Below are 18059 nucleotides of genomic sequence, written 5' to 3'. Positions count from 1 at the left end.
ATTTTAACAGATAATCCTGGCAGAACGACAATAAAAAAATGCCATGCCCCCGAAGGAAGCATGGCACATCTATTCTGCAATCAGTAATTGTTTTGCATTAATTTGCCGAGGCAGCACAATGCGTATGGTCGTGCCCTCCCCATGCTGGCTCTCAATATCAATGCTGCCCTGATGAAGATCGATGATCCGTTTGCAGGTGAGCAGTCCCAACCCCGTCCCTTTTTCTTTCGTTGAATAGAAAGGTTCGAACAGTCGACTAAATCTTGATTCCGATATTCCGCAGCCTTTATCAGTGATGGTGACCATAACAGAATCCGCATTCATCTCTTCCAAGCTTACCCTGATAAAATGGCCGTTGTCCTCCGTGGCTTCTATCGCGTTTTGCAGTATATTGATCAGTACTTGTTTTATCTGATTCCGGTCACAATACAAACTGATTTGTGCTTCTGATTCAAATTCAATTTCAATGCTTTTTAAGTTGGCCTGCGGTCCCATGAATTGGATACAGTCACTCAACAGTTTATTTACATTCGTGTATTGGAAACGAACATTCTCATTTGGTTTGGCAATGAACATAAACTCATTGACGATTTGATTGATTCGGTCCATTTCATCCAGCATGATATCCAGATAAGGAATCAATTTCTCATCCGTAACGCTTTCTTTGACAATTTTAGCAAAGCCCTTCAGCGAGGTGAGCGGATTCCTGATCTCATGAGCAATCCCTGCGGCCAGTTCTCCTACCACAGATAGCTTCTCCATCTGCTGAGCCTGCTTTTCCCTGTTTTTTTCCCCGGTAATATCTATCGCTGTTCCGATTACCTCAATAGTTTGGCGATTTTGGATAATAGGATTCAAGATAGCCAAATAGTGAACACCGCCAAAGCTTCCTTCATAGTTGACCTGCTCCCCATTCCACGCCTTTTCGTAAAAAAACTCTTTGCGTTTCGCCTGGTCAGGCGGCAAAAATTCACACAGCGATTTCCCGGTTACTGTGCCAGGGCAAAGACCGACCTTTTCTATAAGCTTGCCTTCGATAAAAGTATGGATGAATTGGTTGTCTTTTTTAATAAATTTGAATATGAAGCCTGTTTCCCTGGGTATGAACTGTTCATAATCTACTGCGGTCCTCTGGTCATTCATACGGCAACACCCTTAGAAAAGATTGATTCTTTAATTATTCTTTATCTATAAGGGAAATCCTTTGGGTAAAATAGGAAATTAGCAGTTATACCATGTGTTTTTTTCGAAGGGGACTGCATAATCCACACAAAAAAGCTGCTTTCTGATTAGAAGAAAGCAGCACAATGTTAATTATTTCTCTCCAGTCACCCCCTTGACTTTCTCTCTTACTTCTTTTATATTACGCATTTTGTTGTCCCAGCATTTCTGGCTGAGGTCGACGGGATATTCCTCAGGATTGAGCATACGTGTGTATTCTTCCCAAAGAACGCGGAGGCAGTATTTTGAATGGTTGCGAACTTCGTCAAGGCTTGGCTGCTCGTATACCAGCTTTCCATCTTTGAAGATTTCGTGATGCAAATCCCTGGCTTCGAAATTGGTGACGAATTTGCTGATAAAGGTATGGACCGGGTGGAACATCTTCAGGCGCTTTTCTTGCTGAGGATTTTCCTCATCAAGTGTAATATAGTCCCCCTCCGATCGTTAGTGCTTTATTTATGATTCTATAAACATTTTTAATACCAGGTGTTGTTACTTTTTCCGGATTGGAGGAGATCTTGATGGTGTCCTCCATCGTTCCGTCAGCCCGCTCGACTGAAACAATTTTATAAACCGCTCCTAAAGCAGCCTGTTCGTAAGCGGTAATCAGCTTCGTGCCAACTCCCCAAATATCGATTTTGGCATCCTGGGCTTTCAAGTTCATAATCGTATACTCGTCCAGGTCGCTGGATGCAACGATTTTAGCATCCTTAAAACCTGCTTCATCAAGCATTTTACGAGCTTCCTTCGAAAGGTAAGCGAGGTCCCCGCTGTCGAGACGGATGCCGATGAAATTGATTTTGTCGCCGAATTCCTTTGCCACTTTTATCGCGTTCGGCACACCAGATCTCAACGTATCATACGTATCGACAAGGAAAACGCAGTCCATATGCGTTTCAGCATACTTTTTAAAAGCGGTATAGTCATCTCTGTATGCCTGAACCATTGAGTGGGCATGCGTTCCTGAGATAGGGATGCCAAACAGTTTGCCTGCACGCACATTGCTGGTGGAATCAAAGCCTCCAACATAAGCGGCGCGCGTGCCCCAGAGAGCCGCATCCATTTCGTGCGCACGGCGGGTACCGAACTCCATCGCAATTTCATCTTTTACGACCTGCTTAATTCGTGAAGCCTTCGTCGCAATCAATGTCTGGTAATTCACGATATTTAGCAGCGCCGTTTCAATCAGCTGCGCTTCAACAAGTGGTGCATCGATCCTAACCAGCGGCTCATTGGCAAAAACAATCTCACCCTCCTTCATCGCACGGATGGTGCCAGTGAACTTCATATCCTTTAAAAAAGCAAGGAAACCCTCGTCGAACTCCCCTTCCTCCCGCAAGTACTGAATATCACCCTCGGTAAAACCGAAGTTTTGAATATAATTTATAATTTTTTCAAGGCCGGCAAAAACAGCATAGCCATTGCCAAAAGGAAGCTTGCGAAAAAATAAGTCAAACACAGCGCGGCGGTTATGGACACCATCACGCCAGTACGTTTCCATCATATTTAATTGGTATAAATCCGTGTGTAGCATTAAGCTATCGTCTGTGAATTTTGTGCTCATCAAAAAACCTCCAAATATACTGCCATGAACTGCTTGACCACTCAGCGGATAAAATGAAAATCAATCTCAGCGCCACTTGGTCTTGCAAAATGGCTGCTACTTTACTTCCGCGCCAATCGAACTCTCGAAATGGCGGAGCGACCACTCATGGCCCACTTGGTCAAAAGAAGCAACCGCATCCTTATACACAATAACCTTAAATCCCTTATTATAAGCATCGACTGCCGTGTGAAGGACGCAAATATCGGTGCATACGCCGACGAGATGCACTTCTGTGATGCCTCGCTCGCGCAGTTTTATCTCCAGGTCCGTCCCGGCAAATGCCGAATACCTCGTTTTGTCGATATATTGCACATTGTCGAGATGCTTATTTTCTTCATAAACTCCCTGAAGGCTGCCGAACAAATCCCTTCCTTTCGTACCGCGAATATTGTGAGGCGGATAGAGCTTCGTCTCCGGATGGAACTCATCGCCCCCATCATGGACATCAATCGCGAAAACAACATAGTCACCATTTCCGATGAACTCCTTCGTCACACCGACAATCTTCTCTTCAATCGCCTGTCCCGGCTCACCGCAAGTCAAGCGACCATCATCCGCCACGAAATCATACGTATAGTCGATATTGATCAACGTCTTGTTCCCCATTATGTATCCACATCCTTTTATCTTATTATCCTTTATTTTCTTCCAAATATGATTTGCAGGCAAATTTTTCATATCGGCAGGATATTTTAGTTGGTTTTGCCCGAATTCATACCAGGTTCAGACAAATTCCCTGATTCTCCTCTTCGTTTTGTCCGGAGTCATTATAAATATACTAGTCTGGTTTTGGAATTAATCTATAATATCCTTTTCTACCTATCTCAGCTCACAAAAAACCACCCCCATTTGGAGTGGTTCCTTCATCAATCTGCTTTAAAATTCAATTCCAGGTTCTCAGGCCGGTCTTCTGGACGGATTTCGTCGAGCGGCACGTTAACTTCGATGTGCCTGAACAGGTTTTCGAATTCAGCTGGCAGGTTGCCGCCGTATTCACCGTCGAGATTCAGCTGGACGGTTTCCTGAGATTGCACCTTGATCCTGTTGGCCTGCGTGTAAATGACGCCTGGGTCATTAATATGCTCACCGCGGACAGCGAGTGAAGCGATCCTGATAAAATCGGCCAGGTTCATCTTTTTCAAAATCAATAAAGAAAATAATCCATCATTGATTGAGGAGTTTGGAGCCAGACGTTCGAAGCCGCCGACGGAATTCGTCAGCCCGACGAGGAACATCATGACCTCGCCCTCGAATAGCTTTCCATCATACTCAATGCTTACTTCAGAAGCACGAATGGATGGCAGCATCTCGATCCCTTTTAGATAATAAGCGAGCTGTCCCAGCATTGTCTTGAGTTTGCTTGGAACTTCATATGTCAGCTCTGTCAGTCTGCCGCCGCCAGCTATATTTATGAAATATTTATCGTTAATTCGGCCTACGTCAACCGGAATCGTTTCGCCTTTAACAATGATGTCGACCGCAGCCTCAATATCCCTTGGGATATGAAGCGCGCGCGCAAAGTCATTTGTTGTGCCGACTGGAATGACTCCGATTCTCGGGCGGTATTCCTGTTCAGCAATCCCATTGACCACTTCATTGATCGTGCCATCTCCACCAGCTGCAATAACCAGTTCATAGCGCCGCTCAACCGCAATTCTGGCAGCCTGCGTCGCGTCCCCTTCACCTGTCGTTGCATGGCATGATGTCTCATAGCCGGCATTCTCCAGCTTTACCAAGACCTCCGCAAGATGCTTTTTGAAAATCTCACGACCCGAAGTCGGATTATAAATGATTCTTGCTCTTTTCATACCCATCATCCTACTTAATATGGTTTTTAATTCCATCCATTTACATCATAGCTCATTACTTCTATCCAGGCAATTACCTCAATATGGACAGTACCGGATATATCATAAACTAAATCCTATCCATTTGCCAAAAAGAAACCCACTATTAAATTAAAGTGTTAATTATCGTATTTTTCGAAAAACTCTTTCATTCCTGCTCGTTCTTTTTTACAATACTAAAGAGAATGGTTACATAAATTGGAAACACCTACCCGTTATTGAATTTGCATGGATTCAGCTTATAGAGACCTTATTACCCGGTTACAACCTTTACAAAAGCAGCTATGATTCATGCTGCAATATGGATCTGCTCAATTGGACTTGCAGTTTTCTCATCCAAACACTGAAGATGCTCCAGCAAATGAGAATCAGCAGTACATTCAAATAGAAGCATACTGCTAAAACAGACGTTAAAAACGGCATAAAAGTTCCCGAGGCATTGGCCTGTACGTTCACTGTCTGCAGAACACACGTTTTCAGCTTTGTACTTACTTACCAAAACACAATTGGCACAGTAAAATAAACATTCTGACCGCGACTATTTCAGAATAAAATTCTTTAACTAGATTAAAAGGGTGACATTATATGACTTGGATTTGTCTTTTGGCAGCTTATTTGGTCGGTTCCATTCCAACCGCTTTATTGATTGGCAAATATTTTTTCCATGTTGATATCAGGGACCATGGCAGTAAAAACCCTGGCGCGACGAATACCTTGCGGGTCATGGGAAAGCGAGCGGCCATTGTCGTGCTGCTTATGGATGTCGCAAAAGGGATGCTTGCCGCTTCTCTTCCGCTGATCTTCGATACCCCAGTTGAACCGCTGTATACCGGGATGATTGCGGTCATCGGGCACTGCTTCCCGATTTTCGCCGGTTTCCGCGGGGGCAAGGCGATTGCCACGACGGCAGGTGCACTGCTGGTTGTTGATATCGGCATGTTCCTGGCTGTGTATTTGACCTTTATTGCTGTTATTTTACTAACCAAATATGTATTTATGGGTTCGATATCAGTGGGAATAGCAATTCTCATTTATTCATTTTTCTCTCCGGAAGTACATGAGCCATTCATCTTTACTGCTTTTATCATATTTTTAATTTTCCTCCATCGTTCTAATTTACAGAACTTTTTTAGCGGAAAGGAACCGAAAATCAATGATAAGAAGGTGAAGGGCGACCGTCTGCCTCCAAAAGATCTTAAGATGTGATCATTAACCATGGCTTTCGGGCCATGGTTATTCTTTTACCCTATAGATATATCAATAAAATAAATTACTATTTAGAGAATAGTAATTTTGACGAAAAAATAGATTGTTAATCATTGATTTTAAATGATAGAATATTAATTGTATTAGCAATATTTTCTTAATAGTTTTTCACAATAACAAAGGGGGAAAGAGTATGTCCAATGAAATGTATCAAATCATTGCCATCGGGATATACATGGCCGCGATGCTTTATATTGGCTGGTATTCCTACAAAAAGACAAACAATCTGACTGACTACATGCTTGGCGGCAGATCGCTTGGTCCGGCAGTCACAGCGCTTAGCGCAGGTGCAGCTGATATGAGCGGCTGGCTGCTGATGGGTCTTCCAGGAGGAATTTATGTAAGCGGTTTAGCGAATGCATGGATTGCCATCGGATTGACTGTCGGCGCGTATCTCAACTGGCTTTATGTAGCACCTCGACTTCGCTCATACACTCATGTGGCGAATGACTCCATCACGATTCCAAGCTTCCTGGAAAACCGTTTTAAAGATGATACAAAGCTTTTAAGAATTGTATCTGGAATTGTTATTCTTCTATTTTTTACTTTCTACGTTTCCTCCGGAATGGTCGCCGGAGCTGTTTTCTTCGAGAATTCATTCGGCCTTGACTACCACACCGGCTTGGTGCTGGTTTCCGCAGTCGTCGTTGCCTACACATTATTCGGCGGATTCCTGGCAGTAAGCTATACAGATTTTATCCAGGGAATGATGATGCTTTTCGCCCTGCTGCTCGTGCCGATTATCGGCTTCTCAAAAACAGGGGGACCTGCAGAAACGTTCGATACCATCCGTTCAATCGACCCTGCATTGCTTGATTTATTCAAGGGTACGACTGTGCTCGGCATCATATCAACCGCTGCTTGGGGCCTCGGCTACTTCGGTCAGCCACATATTATCACCCGTTTCATGGCAATCACATCAATAAAAGAAACAAAGAGTGCTAGAAGAATCGGCATGGGCTGGATGATTTTCTCCTTGATTGGAGCAATGCTGACAGCGCTGATCGGTCTTGCTTATTTTACACAGAATCCGGGTGTTAAGCTGGATAACCCTGAAGCAGTCTTCATCGTGCTCGGGCAAATCTTCTTCCATCCATTATTTGCCGGCCTTATGCTCGCAGCCGTCCTTGCTGCAATCATGAGCACAATCTCATCCCAGCTGATCGTAACATCCAGCGCACTGACTGAGGATCTGTACAAAATCTTATTCAAAAAAGAAAAATCAGATAAGCAGTACGTGTTTTTCGGACGTTTGGCGGTACTGGCAGTAGCGATTATTGCTGCAGCACTTGCATGGGTACAGAACGACACGATCCTTGGCCTGGTTGCATACGCATGGGCAGGCTTCGGCGCAGCGTTTGGTCCAATCATCATCCTAAGCTATATTGGAAGAAGATGACCAACTGGGGTGCGATTCTCGGTATGATTGCCGGTGCAGCTACCGTTGTCATCTGGAGCAACCTTGGCTTGAGCGATGTGATGTACGAAATCGTCCCAGGATTCATCATCAACCTGGTCATTTCAGTAGTAGTCAGCTTGGTAACATACAGACCGAATCCTGAAATTGAAAAAGAATTTGATATGAGTGTTGAAAACTTAAAATCCTAAACTTGATGCCACAGAGATTCTTTCTCTGTGGTATTTTTATTCCATTTTCCGATAAAATCTTACATGAAATTACATATCGATGATCGAATTGATATAATGATAACTTTAAGATTGAGGAGAAACTGATGAAGAGAAGGCTGCTATTCTATGGAACAACTGCCATATTGCTTCTGACCTTATTGATTGCCATGGACCGCTATAAGTTATATAAAGAGGAAAAGCCGCCTGTACCAAGCATCACTGTTAATGGACAAGAGATCCCATACATTCTCGGCCAGTATGATTGGCATGCTACAAAAACTGAGAAAATAGATCCGATTAAAGCAATGGCTGGGATGGATCCTACTAAGGTGAAGGAAAAAGAAACACTAGAAGTCTCATTTCCTCCAGAGATGGAGCCTGAATCTATTTCAATTACCCAGTTTAATACAGTACCTGGAATGGAAAAGAAGAGTTTTGAAGGGAATATCCTGTCCATTCCCAAAAACCTTTACATGGATAGAACTTACTATAAGATAAGAGCAAGATAGGACAAGGGATTCAGCACTTATTATGTGAAATTCGAGATAGCGAATCTACCGTCTTTTCCTCAGTTTCTTTCAAAGGATCCTGAGAAACTTTCCGTCCTGGCGATTGTTCCACGTTGAGAGTCAGAAAAGTATGACATTCCTGATGAGGTAAAAGAAAAGCTTGATTCCTTTCACATATCGGATGACATCGAGGGACTGAAGAAGCAGTATCCTGAGCTACATACCAATATAACGCCTATTTACATGATTTTTAATAGTGAATTTGACCAAAAAACCGTAGTGGATAAAGATTCATTGATTAGCAGCATACAAGCTCATGAGATTCAGGTGGGAAATTAGGATGTTTCACTTTTATCATTTCTCGGGAAATATCGACAAAAAAAGCTGACGGTTGGTTCGCCAGCTTTCGCTATTATCTCTTATTCAATTCTTCGACTAGCAATTTGTTTACAAGCGGCGGGTTTGCCTGGCCTTTTGTCGCTTTCATGATCTGGCCGACAAGGAAGCCTTTTGCCTTGTCCTTGCCGCCTTTGAAATCTTCTACTGATTGCGGGTTAGCGTCGATGATTTCGTTGATGATTTTAAGCAATTCGCCTTCGTCAGAGATTTGGACAAGCCCCTTCTCTTTGACGATTTTCTCCGGATCTCCGCCGTTTTCGACCAATTCCTTGAACACCTGCTTGGCGATCTTTGAGGAAATCGTGCCGTTCTCAATCAGTTTGATCAAGCCGGCAAGTCCTTCAGAAGTCAGTGCTGTTTCTTGCAGCTCTTTCGATTCTGCCTTCAGGTAGGCTGAGAATTCTCCCATCAGCCAGTTGGATGCCTGCTTCGGATCCGCCCCGGCTTTCACAGCAGATTCAAAGAAATCAGCCATTTCTTTTGATACTGTTAAAACCTCTGCATCGTAAGCTGGCAGTCCCATTTTCTCGACATATCGCTTCTTGCGCTCGTCGGGAAGCTCCGGAATTTCCGCATGAACTCTTGCCTTCCACTCCTCATCAATGTAAAGATCAGGTAAATCGGGTTCAGGGAAATATCGATAGTCATCGGAGCCTTCTTTTACACGCATCAGGATCGTCGTGTTATTCGCATCATCATATCGGCGTGTTTCTTGCTGGATTTCACGGCCAGCGAGGATTTCCTCCTCTTGGCGCTTTTCCTCATACTCGAGCCCTTTGCGCACAAAGTTGAACGAGTTCAGGTTCTTTAGCTCAGTCTTTGTGCCGAATTCCTTCTGGCCGACAGGACGGATCGAAATGTTCGCATCACATCGGAGTGAACCTTCTTCCATTTTACAATCCGATACGCCTGTATACTGGATGATGGACTTTAACTTTTCAAGATAGGCATATGCCTCATCTGGCGTGCGTATATCGGGCTCCGATACGATCTCAACAAGCGGCGTTCCCTGGCGATTGTAGTCAACGAGGGAATATCCATTGCCATGCGTTAGCTTTCCAGCATCCTCTTCCATATGGATGCGCGTAATGCCGATTTTCTTTTTATAACCATTAACCTCGATTTCGATCCAGCCATTCTCGCCGATCGGTTTGTCAAACTGGGAAATCTGGTAAGCCTTTGGGTTATCCGGGTAAAAGTAGTTCTTCCGGTCGAATTTTGTATGCTCAGCAATTTCGCAGTTTAAAGCCATAGCGGCTTTCATAGCGTACTCGACCGCTTTTTTATTCACGACCGGCAGTACTCCCGGGTATCCGAGGTCGATCACGCTCGTATTTGTATTCGGCTCGGCACCAAAATGGTTCGGACTCGCCGAAAAGATTTTTGATTCTGTTTTTAATTCAACATGGACCTCAAGGCCAATTACCGTTTCAAACTTCATCATTTTCACCCCTTTACAGCTCAGGTTGTTGTTTATGGAAATCTGTTGCCTGCTCGAATGCATGGGCAACCTTGTATACAGTGCTCTCGTCAAAATGACGTCCGATGATTTGCAGTCCAAGCGGCAGACCTTTGTCAAAGCCGCACGGAACCGATATTGCCGGCACGCCCGCAAGGTTCACCGGTATCGTCAGAATATCATTCGCGTACATCGTCAGTGGGTCTTTTGTGTTCTCGCCAAGTTTAAATGCTGGCGTAGGCGCAGTCGGACCAACGATGACATCATATTGCTCAAACACTTTTTCAAAGTCCTGCTTGATCAGCGTGCGGACCTTCTGTGCTTTCTTATAGTGTGCATCATAATAGCCAGCGCTAAGTGCAAACGTACCAAGCATGATTCGCCGCTTAACTTCCTCACCAAAGCCTTCCTCACGGGTCATCTTGTACATTTCCAGCAGATTTTCCGCATTTGGTGAACGGTAACCATAGCGAACACCGTCAAAGCGGGCAAGGTTCGCTGACGCTTCAGATGAAGACAGCAAGTAATAGGTTGCCAAAGCATACTTGGAGTGCGGCAGGGAAACCTTTTCCCAAGTCGCCCCCATGCGCTCAAGAATGACAAGTGCGTCCATAACTGATTTACGGACTTCTTCATTCACACCCTCACCTAGGTATTCCTTCGGCACAGCGATTCTCAGTCCTTTTATATCACCAGTCAAGGAACCAACATAATCAGGAATGTTCACGTTTGCGGAGGTTGAGTCCATTTCATCGTATCCCGCGATCGCTTTTAACAGAAAAGCATTGTCTTCTACATTTCGTGTGATCGGTCCGATCTGGTCCAGTGATGACGCAAATGCGATCAATCCAAAGCGGGACACTAGCCCGTAAGTTGGCTTCATGCCGACCACTCCGCAGAAAGATGCCGGCTGGCGAATCGAGCCGCCTGTATCTGAGCCAAGCGAGAACAAAACTTCTCCAGCTGCAACAGATGCTGCCGAACCGCCTGAAGAACCACCAGGTACACGGTCGAGATTCCATGGATTAAATGTCTTCTTGAAGCCAGAGTTTTCGTTGGAAGAACCCATCGCGAACTCGTCCATATTCAACTTGCCAATCGTCACCGTTTCCGCCTGTTTCAGCTTCTGGACGACAGTAGCATCGTAAATAGGATCAAAGTTTTCGAGAATCTTGCTCGCAGCTGTCGTGCGCAAACCCTTTGTGACGATATTGTCCTTGATGCCAATAGGCAGGCCATATAATTTGCTCGTTGGCTTGTTCTGGATTACCTTGTCGTCCAATGCCTTCGCTGCTGCCCTTGCGTTTTCTTCATCTAAGGTTAAAAATGCCTGGACCTTGCCTTCGACCTCGCCAATCCGCTTGTACGATTCATCAACCAGGTCGGAAACGCTTAGATCTCTTTTATGTAAAAGCTCATGAAGCTCCGAAATCTTATGTTCAAATAAACTCATCACCGGTCCTCCTACTCCATAATTCCTGGCACTTTGATCTGACCATCCTGGTGCTCAGGCGCATTCTTCAAAACCTTTTCACGCGGCAGGCCCTCTTTTGCACGGTCCTCACGCATGACATTCTTTATTTCGAGTACATGTGCTGTTGGCTCAACATTATCCGTATTCAGCTCATTCAACTGCTCAGCATATGTAATGATTTTATCCAGCTGGTCCGTCAGCATCTGCGCTTCCTCTTCTGTAATCGCCAATCTCGCCAGGTGTGCGACATGCTTCACCTGCTCCTCAGAAATCCTTGACATAAAAGCACCTCCATCGTAAATCGTCAGACAATAATAATAATGATCATAGCAAAGTTTTCCACGTTAAAGCAATACAAGCTTTGCTGTTTGTACTATTTTAACATGAGAGGTCAGTGATCGCAGGAAAGAAGACTATTTTGCGGAATATTTAAAACCTCCGAAGAACTTGCTGAACTAATTAAGTCTCTTAAATAGAGAGGAGAATGGTGAATAACACCATTCTCCAAGAACGTTTAATTCCGTTCTTTTATTTGCGATCAGCACACACAGTACTCTTTCCAAATCTTCAACCTTATCGCTGATCCCTAAAGCCAGCTTCAAATATTCCACGAATACTGCCGACTGCTCCTTGATTTTCAAGTCTTCCTTCGATAACATTGCATGCTCTGCTGCCAAGCCATCGATAAACGAAATAATCGAACGGGCAATGATCTGATGATCAAACTTGAGGCTAAATTCCCCACTCTTTTGACCATGTTCAATAATCGTCGCATATATTTTCAGGCCATTATTGTATCGTACTTTTCCGTATTCTCTTCTATGTTCATCATTTCTTCCTATGATAAAAACTCAAGTTTTGCTGGAGACAAAGGATCCATATCATCATCAGGCTCCCCATCCTCGCCAAAGATGATTTTCATGAGCATATCCCAATAAGATGTTGCATTTTCCTTTACCATATCCAACGTATCATCTAATTCCATGGCTAATGATTCTTCCAAAATCGTTTCAAACACTGCTTCTTTACTTGAAAAATATTGGTACAGCCCGCCTCTGCTGACATTCGCAGCATCCATTATGTGCTTCATTGTGGCTCGCTCATAACCATGCTCAATGAAAACCTCCTGTGCTGCCTTCAAAATATCAGCTCGACGCTGTTCCATGTGCTCCTGACTGACCTTCGGAGACATTTGCTCTCCCCCGTTCTATTTTACTCTTAAATACCAGCCCAACAATCGAGACTGCTACCAACAATAAACCAGTTATCACAAATGTCGGTATGACTCCCAGAACAGTGGCAAGCAATCCGCCAGCCAATGGCCCAATGATTGTGGCCGTGGTAGTCACGCTGTTCAACACCCCGAAAACCCTGCCTGTCATGTGAACAGGAGTCTCGGTTTGGACTGCTGCCTGAAAAGGGATGAATACCAACCCTGCTGAAAATCCAGCCGTCAATCCCAGAGCTGGCCCCCATAACACTGGCAGTGCTAAATCCAATTGGGTCAATAAAGCCAGCATACTAAAACTGATCCCAATCCCGCAAACCCCAATGAACAATAGAATCAGCGCATTGTAATCTGTTTTTTTAGCCAACAGCAATCCTGTAAAAAACATTCCAACACCTGATGCCGTAACAATATAACCAAACAAATCCGGAGATGCATTGGATAGTTCCCTCAATAAAACAATGATTTGCGAGTCAGACAATTGTAAGATCAGGAGCTTACCCCCAAAACAATCATACCAATGACTAAGTAGCGACTGCCTTTGATGAACCTGATTCCTTCGAGGAAATCCTCCTTAAACGAAGCTCCTACTTGTTCATCTGAATCTACTCTTACAGAAGCTGCTGCTTTTGGTAAAGTGATCAGCAGCAGGGCTGAAATAAAAAAGGTGCCTGAATCAATAAAAAATACCATTTTGTACCAAAAGCCGAGACCAGCAGACCGCTCAATAAAGGCCCCAACACCTTCGTCCCGGAATCAATCATCGAGGTGATGGACATGGCACTTTTCATATTTTCTTGATCAATTAGTTCTTTAAGCTTACCATTCTTTGCCGGGACAAATATAGCCGAGAGCATTCCGACCAGGAACAAGCAAATATAGACAGTCCATAAGGAATCAGCAAATGCCAGAATCAGAATTAATCCCGCTCTGACTACGTCTGACAAGATCATGATTGCCTTTCTGTTCATCCTGTCAGCAATCGTTCCAGCGAATGGTCCAGCAATGCCATCGGAACAGCCAAACATAAAATGATAAAGGAAACCTCCATTGGAGAAGCCTCCCACTTCAATCCAACCATCGTTATGATCGCAATGACACTCAACCAGTCACCAATACTTGATATTAACTGTGCAAGCATTAACGTAATAAACCCTTTATTTTTTAAAAGACCGCCCATCATCATCCCTCCATATTAAAACGACACTAATGTCGTTTTGTTTTTTTTATTATAAAGACATTAGTGACGTTTTTCAATACTTTTAAAATCTTTAAGCTTTTTTAATTCAATAAAGCCTTAGTTTATAGAATATGTAGTGGAATAATATAATTGGATGTGAAAATGACCGCAAAAAAAGAGCTAACCTAAAAGGCTGCTCCCTTGTCGCTATTTACCAAATAACCTCCCAAAGCCAGATAAGAAACCCTTTTTCTTCTTGGCCGGCACAGTTTGGATCACAGGTTTCTTTTTACCAAGATAAATATCCTCTTTATCAATCGCATGGTGATGTGCTAAAACGAGCCCAATTTCAGAATCATAATCTTTATTGGTCACGATCGTAAACTCGATGCCCCGTTTCTCAGCCGCTTTGATGTACTCAGATAAATAAGGATATGATATATTGCCATTTAAAAAAAGGTGGGCTTCGGGGTTTTCATCCATAAGCTGCTCGACTTCAGGTTCAACACCCTTCCTCATTACCTCCCCCTGGGTTAGCGCAATGACCACCCTTTCCCTTATGGTTGAAAGGAATCTCCTTCTTTCATCAGGCTTGGTTTGCTTAGCACCATGGATTCCTTGCTGTAAGTAATCATCCACATTGCTTTTGCTCATATTCGTCCCCCCTTGTCTCACATTCATACTGTGCTTCAACTAGAACTCCTCATAAATATTATCTATGATTTCGCCCAAAGGTCTGTGCTAGTTTAAGGTTAACCTATTTTAAACAAAAAAACCCTCCTCTTCAAGTGAAGAGAAGGACACAAATAGGAGAATGCAAGGTGAAAAAATCAAAAACTATTATGGTAAACCTTCGCCAGAGTTGGAGGGCTCAGGCGAAGAGGAAACCCGGACAAAGGCTGATCAGGAAGTTGTAAACTGTGCTTCTTCCGTAGATCCTTTTAGCGCAGTCGTTGATGAAGTTCCTCCGGAAATGACCATTGATACATCATCGAAATAGCCTGTTCCCACTTCACGCTGGTGTCTTGTTGCTGTGTAGCCGTATTGTTCGCTATCGAACTCAGCCTGCTGCAGCTCGGAGTATGCAGCCATGCCGCGCTCTTTGTATCCGCGAGCCAGTTCGAACATGCTGTGGTTCAATGCATGGAAGCCTGCAAGAGTAACGAACTGGAACTTGTAGCCCATCTTGCCAAGCTCGACCTGGAACTTCGCGATTGTTTCGTCATCCAGCTTCTTTTTCCAGTTGAATGAAGGCGAGCAGTTGTAAGCAAGCAGCTTGCAGGATACTTCGCATGGATTGCTTCAGCAAAGCGGCGAGCTTCATCCAGATCCGGCTCAGAAGTTTCGCACCAAACTAGGTCAGCATATGGAGCATACGCAAGACCGCGGGCAATTGCCTGGTCAAGGCCAGCGTTCACGCGGAAGAATCCTTCCGGCGTCCTTTCGCCAGTGATGAACGGTGCATCATATGGATCGACATCGCTTGTAATCAAATCTGCCGCATTCGCATCAGTACGGGCAACAATCAGTGTTGGTGTGCCCATGACATCTGCTGCAAGTCGGGCAGCAATCAGATTGCGCACCGCAGTTTGTGTTGGCAGAAGAACCTTGCCGCCGAGGTGTCCGCATTTTTTTTCAGAAGAAAGCTGGTCCTCAAAGTGAACGCCTGCTGCGCCTGCTTCAATCATGCCTTTCATCAATTCGAATACATTCAGCTGTCCGCCGAAACCTGCCTCAGCATCTGCCACGATTGGTGCGAACCAGTCGACGGAATCGTCTCCTTCTCCATGAGTGATCTGGTCAGCTCTTTGAAGCGCCTGGTTGATGCGTTTTACGACAGCGGGAACGCTGTTCGCTGGGTATAAGCTTTGGTCAGGATACATGTTTCCAGAAAGGTTAGCGTCCGCTGCAACCTGCCAGCCGCTCAAGTAGATTGCCTTCAAGCCCGCTTTTACCTGTTGGACCGCCTGGTTGCCAGTCAGAGCGCCAAGTGCATTCACGAAGTCCTCTTCATTTACAAGCTTCCAAAGCTTCTCTGCACCGCGGCGTGCCAGTGTATACTCAATATCAATCGAACCGCGAAGCTTGATGACATCCTCCGCAGTATAAGTCCTTTCCACTCCAGCCCATCTGTTATCCATTTCCCAGCTTTCCTGCAATTGCTTTACGCGATCTTGAGTCATTTTTATAATTCCTCCTAATGTTTGTTTTATATAAATCTATCAATCTATTAAGCTAAAGCCTGATAGCCAGGCAATGTTAAAAATTCAACGAACTCATCATTTAAAATCAATTCATCAAACATTTCTGCCGACTGCTCGAATTTTCCGGTTTCAAATACCGCTTCGCCGACTTCCAGCCTGATCTTCTCAAGCTCCTCTTCCTTCAGCTCATGGTACATTTCAACCGTCACTTTGCGGCCATCTTCCAGAAGTCCTTTTGGATGGCGAATCCATTGCCATAGCTGGGCACGGGAAATCTCTGCAGTCGCCGCATCTTCCATCAGGTTATGAATTGGAGCTGCGCCGCGGCCATTCAGCCAGGATGCTACATATTGGATGCCGACATTGATGTTCATGCGCACGCCGGCTTCTGTTATAGTCCCTTCTGGTACAGCTAGCAAGTCAGCTGCATTAACTTCAACATCCATTTGCTTGCCAGATTCTATCTGGTTCGGTTCCGGCATCTCTTTGTTGAATGCCTCCATTGCTACAGGAACCAGCCTGGATGCGCTACCCATGTGCCATCATGGCCATCGCGTGCTTCGCGTTCTTTATCGGCGCGAACCTTTGCGAATGCTTCTGCATTTGCTTCCTCGTCATTTTTTATCGGGATTTGCGCCGCCATTCCTCCCATTGCCGGTGCCATGCGGCGGTGGCAAGTCTGGATGGTCAGCAGTGAGTATGATCTCATGAATGGAACCGTCATCGTTACCTGTGAGCGATCCGGTAAAATCACATCATCCTGCGAGCGCAGTTTTTTCAGATAACTGAAAATATAATCCCATCGTCCGCAGTTCAAGCCAGCGGAGTGCTCTTTCAGTTCATATAGAATTTCATTCATTTCGAATGAAGCAAGAATCGTTTCAATCAAAACAGTTGCTTTAATCGTTCCCTGTGGAATACCAAGATGGTTCTGTGCATAAACGAACACATCATTCCATAGGCGCGCTTCTAGGTGGCTTTCCATCTTAGGAAGGTAGAAGTATGGGCCTGTGCCCTGCTCCACCAGCTTTTTCCCATTATGGAAAAAGTACATCGCGAAATCGAATAATCCGCCGGAAATCGGCTTGCCATCGAGCAATACATGTTTTTCTTTTAGGTGCCAGCCTCTTGGGCGAACCATTAAAACAGCTGTTTTTCATTCAGTTGATACTTTTTGCCATTCGCATTTTCAAAAGAAATCGTCCGGTTAACAGCGTCCCTTAAATTGATCTGCCCTTCAACAATCGCTTCCCATGTAGGCGAAGTTGAATCCTCGCAGTCTGCCATAAAAATCTTCGCTCCGGAATTGAGCGCATTGATAACCATCTTCCGATCAGTCGGCCCAGTGATCTCGACTCTGCGATCCTGCAGGTCTCTCGGAAGCGGCGCAATTGTCCATTCACTTTCACGGATATGCTTCGTCTCCGGCAAGAAATCTGGAAGCTTGCCCGCATTGATTTCCACCTGGCGATTTTCACGTGCTGCCAGCAACTCTACCCGACGCTCGCCAAAGTGCCTTTCAAGCCGCTCTACAAAATCAAGAGCCTCTGGTGTCAAAATTTCCTCGTATCCTTTTTTCATGTTGCCTACAATTTCAATTCCTGTAGTTTGTGTCGACATTTACTGCCTTCACCCCTTTGTTATAGTACAGTATCAATAACTCTAATATGTATTATATAACAGAGGTTTTAGATTGCAACTATTTTGTTAAATTTTTCTGAAAATTTTTAAAATGAATCTAAAGTCCTTTATTCCACAAATAGGTAAACGGTGCAATTATGCTTATGAAGCGTGCAATTATGAAGTCAGATCGTGCAATTCCTTCTCTTTTTGGTGCAATTATAAGCGGAAACGGTGCAATTCCCAGTCTCTATCGTGCAATTAATGTTTGAAAAAGCTAGACAACGGAACAAAAAGCGCAAGCGCCTTGTTCAGCCCCGACAAGCGTTGGAGGGCCGACTGGTGAAGTCGTTCTTTGACTTCATCGGGCGGACCGAAACGTCTCGAGGGGCTAGGCGCTGGAGCTAGATTAAGAAA

Annotated in this window: 15 protein-coding genes and 5 pseudogenes; 4 read left to right on the top strand and 16 right to left on the bottom strand. The window is 44.5% G+C overall.

The window, feature by feature from the left end; translation table 11 throughout:
• Nucleotides 1–69 precede the first annotated feature (69 nt).
• From JCM21738_RS12070 to JCM21738_RS12055, 4 genes and pseudogenes are all read right to left on the bottom strand, one after another.
• Complete coding sequence (locus JCM21738_RS12070) at nucleotides 70–1143, bottom strand: ATP-binding protein (protein WP_023626210.1); 1074 nt, start codon at nucleotides 1141–1143, stop codon at nucleotides 70–72.
• 171 nt (nucleotides 1144–1314) lie between these two features.
• Nucleotides 1315–2785 (bottom strand): annotated as a pseudogene (locus JCM21738_RS12065) (nicotinate phosphoribosyltransferase).
• Between the two features lie 96 nt (nucleotides 2786–2881).
• Nucleotides 2882–3433, bottom strand: coding sequence for a cysteine hydrolase family protein (locus JCM21738_RS12060; RefSeq protein ID WP_023626212.1), 552 nt, complete (start codon nucleotides 3431–3433; stop codon nucleotides 2882–2884).
• Between the two features lie 260 nt (nucleotides 3434–3693).
• Nucleotides 3694–4635 (bottom strand): diacylglycerol kinase, encoded by a 942-nt coding sequence (locus JCM21738_RS12055; protein ID WP_023626213.1) that lies wholly within the window; start codon nucleotides 4633–4635, stop codon nucleotides 3694–3696.
• A gap of 624 nt (nucleotides 4636–5259) precedes the next feature.
• Between JCM21738_RS12055 and plsY the strand changes: the two genes are divergently transcribed.
• The 3 genes and pseudogenes from plsY to JCM21738_RS12040 all read left to right on the top strand — a co-directional run bounded on the left by plsY (nucleotide 5260) and on the right by JCM21738_RS12040 (nucleotide 8078).
• Entirely contained in the window at nucleotides 5260–5880 is a 621-nt protein-coding gene (gene plsY / locus JCM21738_RS12050) for a glycerol-3-phosphate 1-O-acyltransferase PlsY (protein WP_023626214.1), read from the top strand.
• Between the two features lie 193 nt (nucleotides 5881–6073).
• Nucleotides 6074–7548 (top strand): annotated as a pseudogene (gene putP / locus JCM21738_RS12045) (sodium/proline symporter PutP).
• Nucleotides 7549–7673: 125 nt separating this feature from the next.
• Nucleotides 7674–8078 (top strand): hypothetical protein, encoded by a 405-nt coding sequence (locus JCM21738_RS12040; protein WP_023626216.1) that lies wholly within the window; start codon nucleotides 7674–7676, stop codon nucleotides 8076–8078.
• A 412-nt stretch (nucleotides 8079–8490) separates the two neighbouring features.
• On the opposite strand, the gene gatB is transcribed toward JCM21738_RS12040, so the two are convergent.
• The 12 genes and pseudogenes from gatB to aceB form a co-directional block, all read right to left on the bottom strand.
• The gene (gene gatB / locus JCM21738_RS12035; protein WP_023626217.1) at nucleotides 8491–9918 is read right to left on the bottom strand and encodes an Asp-tRNA(Asn)/Glu-tRNA(Gln) amidotransferase subunit GatB; all 1428 of its coding nucleotides are present in this window, start codon (nucleotides 9916–9918) and stop codon (nucleotides 8491–8493) included.
• A 13-nt stretch (nucleotides 9919–9931) separates the two neighbouring features.
• Nucleotides 9932–11389, bottom strand: a complete 1458-nt coding sequence (gatA, locus tag JCM21738_RS12030; RefSeq protein WP_023626218.1) for an Asp-tRNA(Asn)/Glu-tRNA(Gln) amidotransferase subunit GatA — start codon at nucleotides 11387–11389, stop codon at nucleotides 9932–9934.
• An 11-nt stretch (nucleotides 11390–11400) separates the two neighbouring features.
• Nucleotides 11401–11691 carry an Asp-tRNA(Asn)/Glu-tRNA(Gln) amidotransferase subunit GatC gene (gene gatC / locus JCM21738_RS12025; RefSeq protein ID WP_023626219.1) on the bottom strand — a complete coding sequence of 97 codons (291 nt, stop codon included), beginning with the start codon at nucleotides 11689–11691 and terminating at the stop codon, nucleotides 11401–11403.
• A 174-nt stretch (nucleotides 11692–11865) separates the two neighbouring features.
• On the bottom strand, nucleotides 11866–12069 hold the full coding sequence (locus JCM21738_RS25840) for a hypothetical protein (RefSeq protein ID WP_243463004.1): 204 nt from the start codon (nucleotides 12067–12069) through the stop codon (nucleotides 11866–11868).
• 33 nt (nucleotides 12070–12102) lie between these two features.
• A pseudogene (locus JCM21738_RS25835) lies at nucleotides 12103–12252 on the bottom strand (TetR/AcrR family transcriptional regulator); the annotation flags it as partial.
• The gene (locus JCM21738_RS25830) at nucleotides 12249–12575 is read right to left on the bottom strand and encodes a TetR/AcrR family transcriptional regulator (protein WP_243463003.1); all 327 of its coding nucleotides are present in this window, start codon (nucleotides 12573–12575) and stop codon (nucleotides 12249–12251) included. The gene JCM21738_RS25830 and the pseudogene JCM21738_RS25835, both read right to left, overlap by 4 nt.
• Entirely contained in the window at nucleotides 12556–13092 is a 537-nt protein-coding gene (locus JCM21738_RS25825) for an MFS transporter (protein WP_256360194.1), read from the bottom strand. The genes JCM21738_RS25830 and JCM21738_RS25825 overlap by 20 nt, the downstream gene beginning before the upstream one ends.
• Nucleotides 13093–13279: 187 nt before the next feature.
• A complete protein-coding gene (locus tag JCM21738_RS25820; protein ID WP_243463001.1) occupies nucleotides 13280–13666 on the bottom strand; it encodes an MFS transporter in 387 nt (128 codons plus the stop codon).
• Nucleotides 13606–13818 (bottom strand): hypothetical protein, encoded by a 213-nt coding sequence (locus tag JCM21738_RS25815; RefSeq protein ID WP_052019673.1) that lies wholly within the window; start codon nucleotides 13816–13818, stop codon nucleotides 13606–13608. Before JCM21738_RS25815 ends, JCM21738_RS25820 begins: the two co-directional genes overlap by 61 nt.
• A gap of 207 nt (nucleotides 13819–14025) precedes the next feature.
• Complete coding sequence (locus tag JCM21738_RS12005; RefSeq protein WP_023626222.1) at nucleotides 14026–14472, bottom strand: YueI family protein; 447 nt, start codon at nucleotides 14470–14472, stop codon at nucleotides 14026–14028.
• A 249-nt stretch (nucleotides 14473–14721) separates the two neighbouring features.
• A pseudogene (gene aceA / locus JCM21738_RS12000) lies at nucleotides 14722–16001 on the bottom strand (isocitrate lyase).
• A gap of 47 nt (nucleotides 16002–16048) precedes the next feature.
• Nucleotides 16049–17642, bottom strand: a pseudogene (gene aceB / locus JCM21738_RS11995) (malate synthase A).
• 234 nt (nucleotides 17643–17876) lie between these two features.
• On the opposite strand from aceB, the gene JCM21738_RS24380 reads away from it, so the two are divergent.
• On the top strand, nucleotides 17877–18050 hold the full coding sequence (locus tag JCM21738_RS24380) for a hypothetical protein (protein WP_156315516.1): 174 nt from the start codon (nucleotides 17877–17879) through the stop codon (nucleotides 18048–18050).
• The last annotated feature ends 9 nt before the right edge of the window (nucleotides 18051–18059 follow it).

Source organism: Mesobacillus boroniphilus JCM 21738, from assembly GCF_000517385.1.
Taxonomy (GTDB): Bacteria; Bacillota; Bacilli; order Bacillales; family Cytobacillaceae; genus Mesobacillus; species Mesobacillus boroniphilus.
The sequence above is the reverse complement of the archived record's forward strand: the minus strand, read 5'-3'. Positions and strand labels throughout refer to the sequence as shown.

Excerpts from the sequence above, each read along its gene's own strand:
- JCM21738_RS25815 (WP_052019673.1), bottom strand. The coding sequence starts at position 13,818 with ATGGGCGGTCTTTTAAAAAATAAAGGGTTTATTACGTTAATGCTTGCA.
- JCM21738_RS12040 (WP_023626216.1), top strand. The coding sequence starts at position 7,674 with ATGAAGAGAAGGCTGCTATTCTATGGAACAACTGCCATATTGCTTCTG.
- JCM21738_RS25830 (WP_243463003.1), bottom strand. The coding sequence starts at position 12,575 with ATGGAACAGCGTCGAGCTGATATTTTGAAGGCAGCACAGGAGGTTTTC.
- JCM21738_RS25840 (WP_243463004.1), bottom strand. The coding sequence starts at position 12,069 with ATGTTATCGAAGGAAGACTTGAAAATCAAGGAGCAGTCGGCAGTATTC.
- JCM21738_RS12060 (WP_023626212.1), bottom strand. The coding sequence starts at position 3,433 with ATGGGGAACAAGACGTTGATCAATATCGACTATACGTATGATTTCGTG.
- JCM21738_RS12005 (WP_023626222.1), bottom strand. The coding sequence starts at position 14,472 with ATGAGCAAAAGCAATGTGGATGATTACTTACAGCAAGGAATCCATGGT.
- gatC (WP_023626219.1), bottom strand. The coding sequence starts at position 11,691 with ATGTCAAGGATTTCTGAGGAGCAGGTGAAGCATGTCGCACACCTGGCG.
- gatA (WP_023626218.1), bottom strand. The coding sequence starts at position 11,389 with ATGAGTTTATTTGAACATAAGATTTCGGAGCTTCATGAGCTTTTACAT.
- JCM21738_RS25820 (WP_243463001.1), bottom strand. The coding sequence starts at position 13,666 with ATGTTTGGCTGTTCCGATGGCATTGCTGGACCATTCGCTGGAACGATT.
- JCM21738_RS12055 (WP_023626213.1), bottom strand. The coding sequence starts at position 4,635 with ATGAAAAGAGCAAGAATCATTTATAATCCGACTTCGGGTCGTGAGATT.
- JCM21738_RS12070 (WP_023626210.1), bottom strand. The coding sequence starts at position 1,143 with ATGAATGACCAGAGGACCGCAGTAGATTATGAACAGTTCATACCCAGG.
- plsY (WP_023626214.1), top strand. The coding sequence starts at position 5,260 with ATGACTTGGATTTGTCTTTTGGCAGCTTATTTGGTCGGTTCCATTCCA.
- gatB (WP_023626217.1), bottom strand. The coding sequence starts at position 9,918 with ATGAAGTTTGAAACGGTAATTGGCCTTGAGGTCCATGTTGAATTAAAA.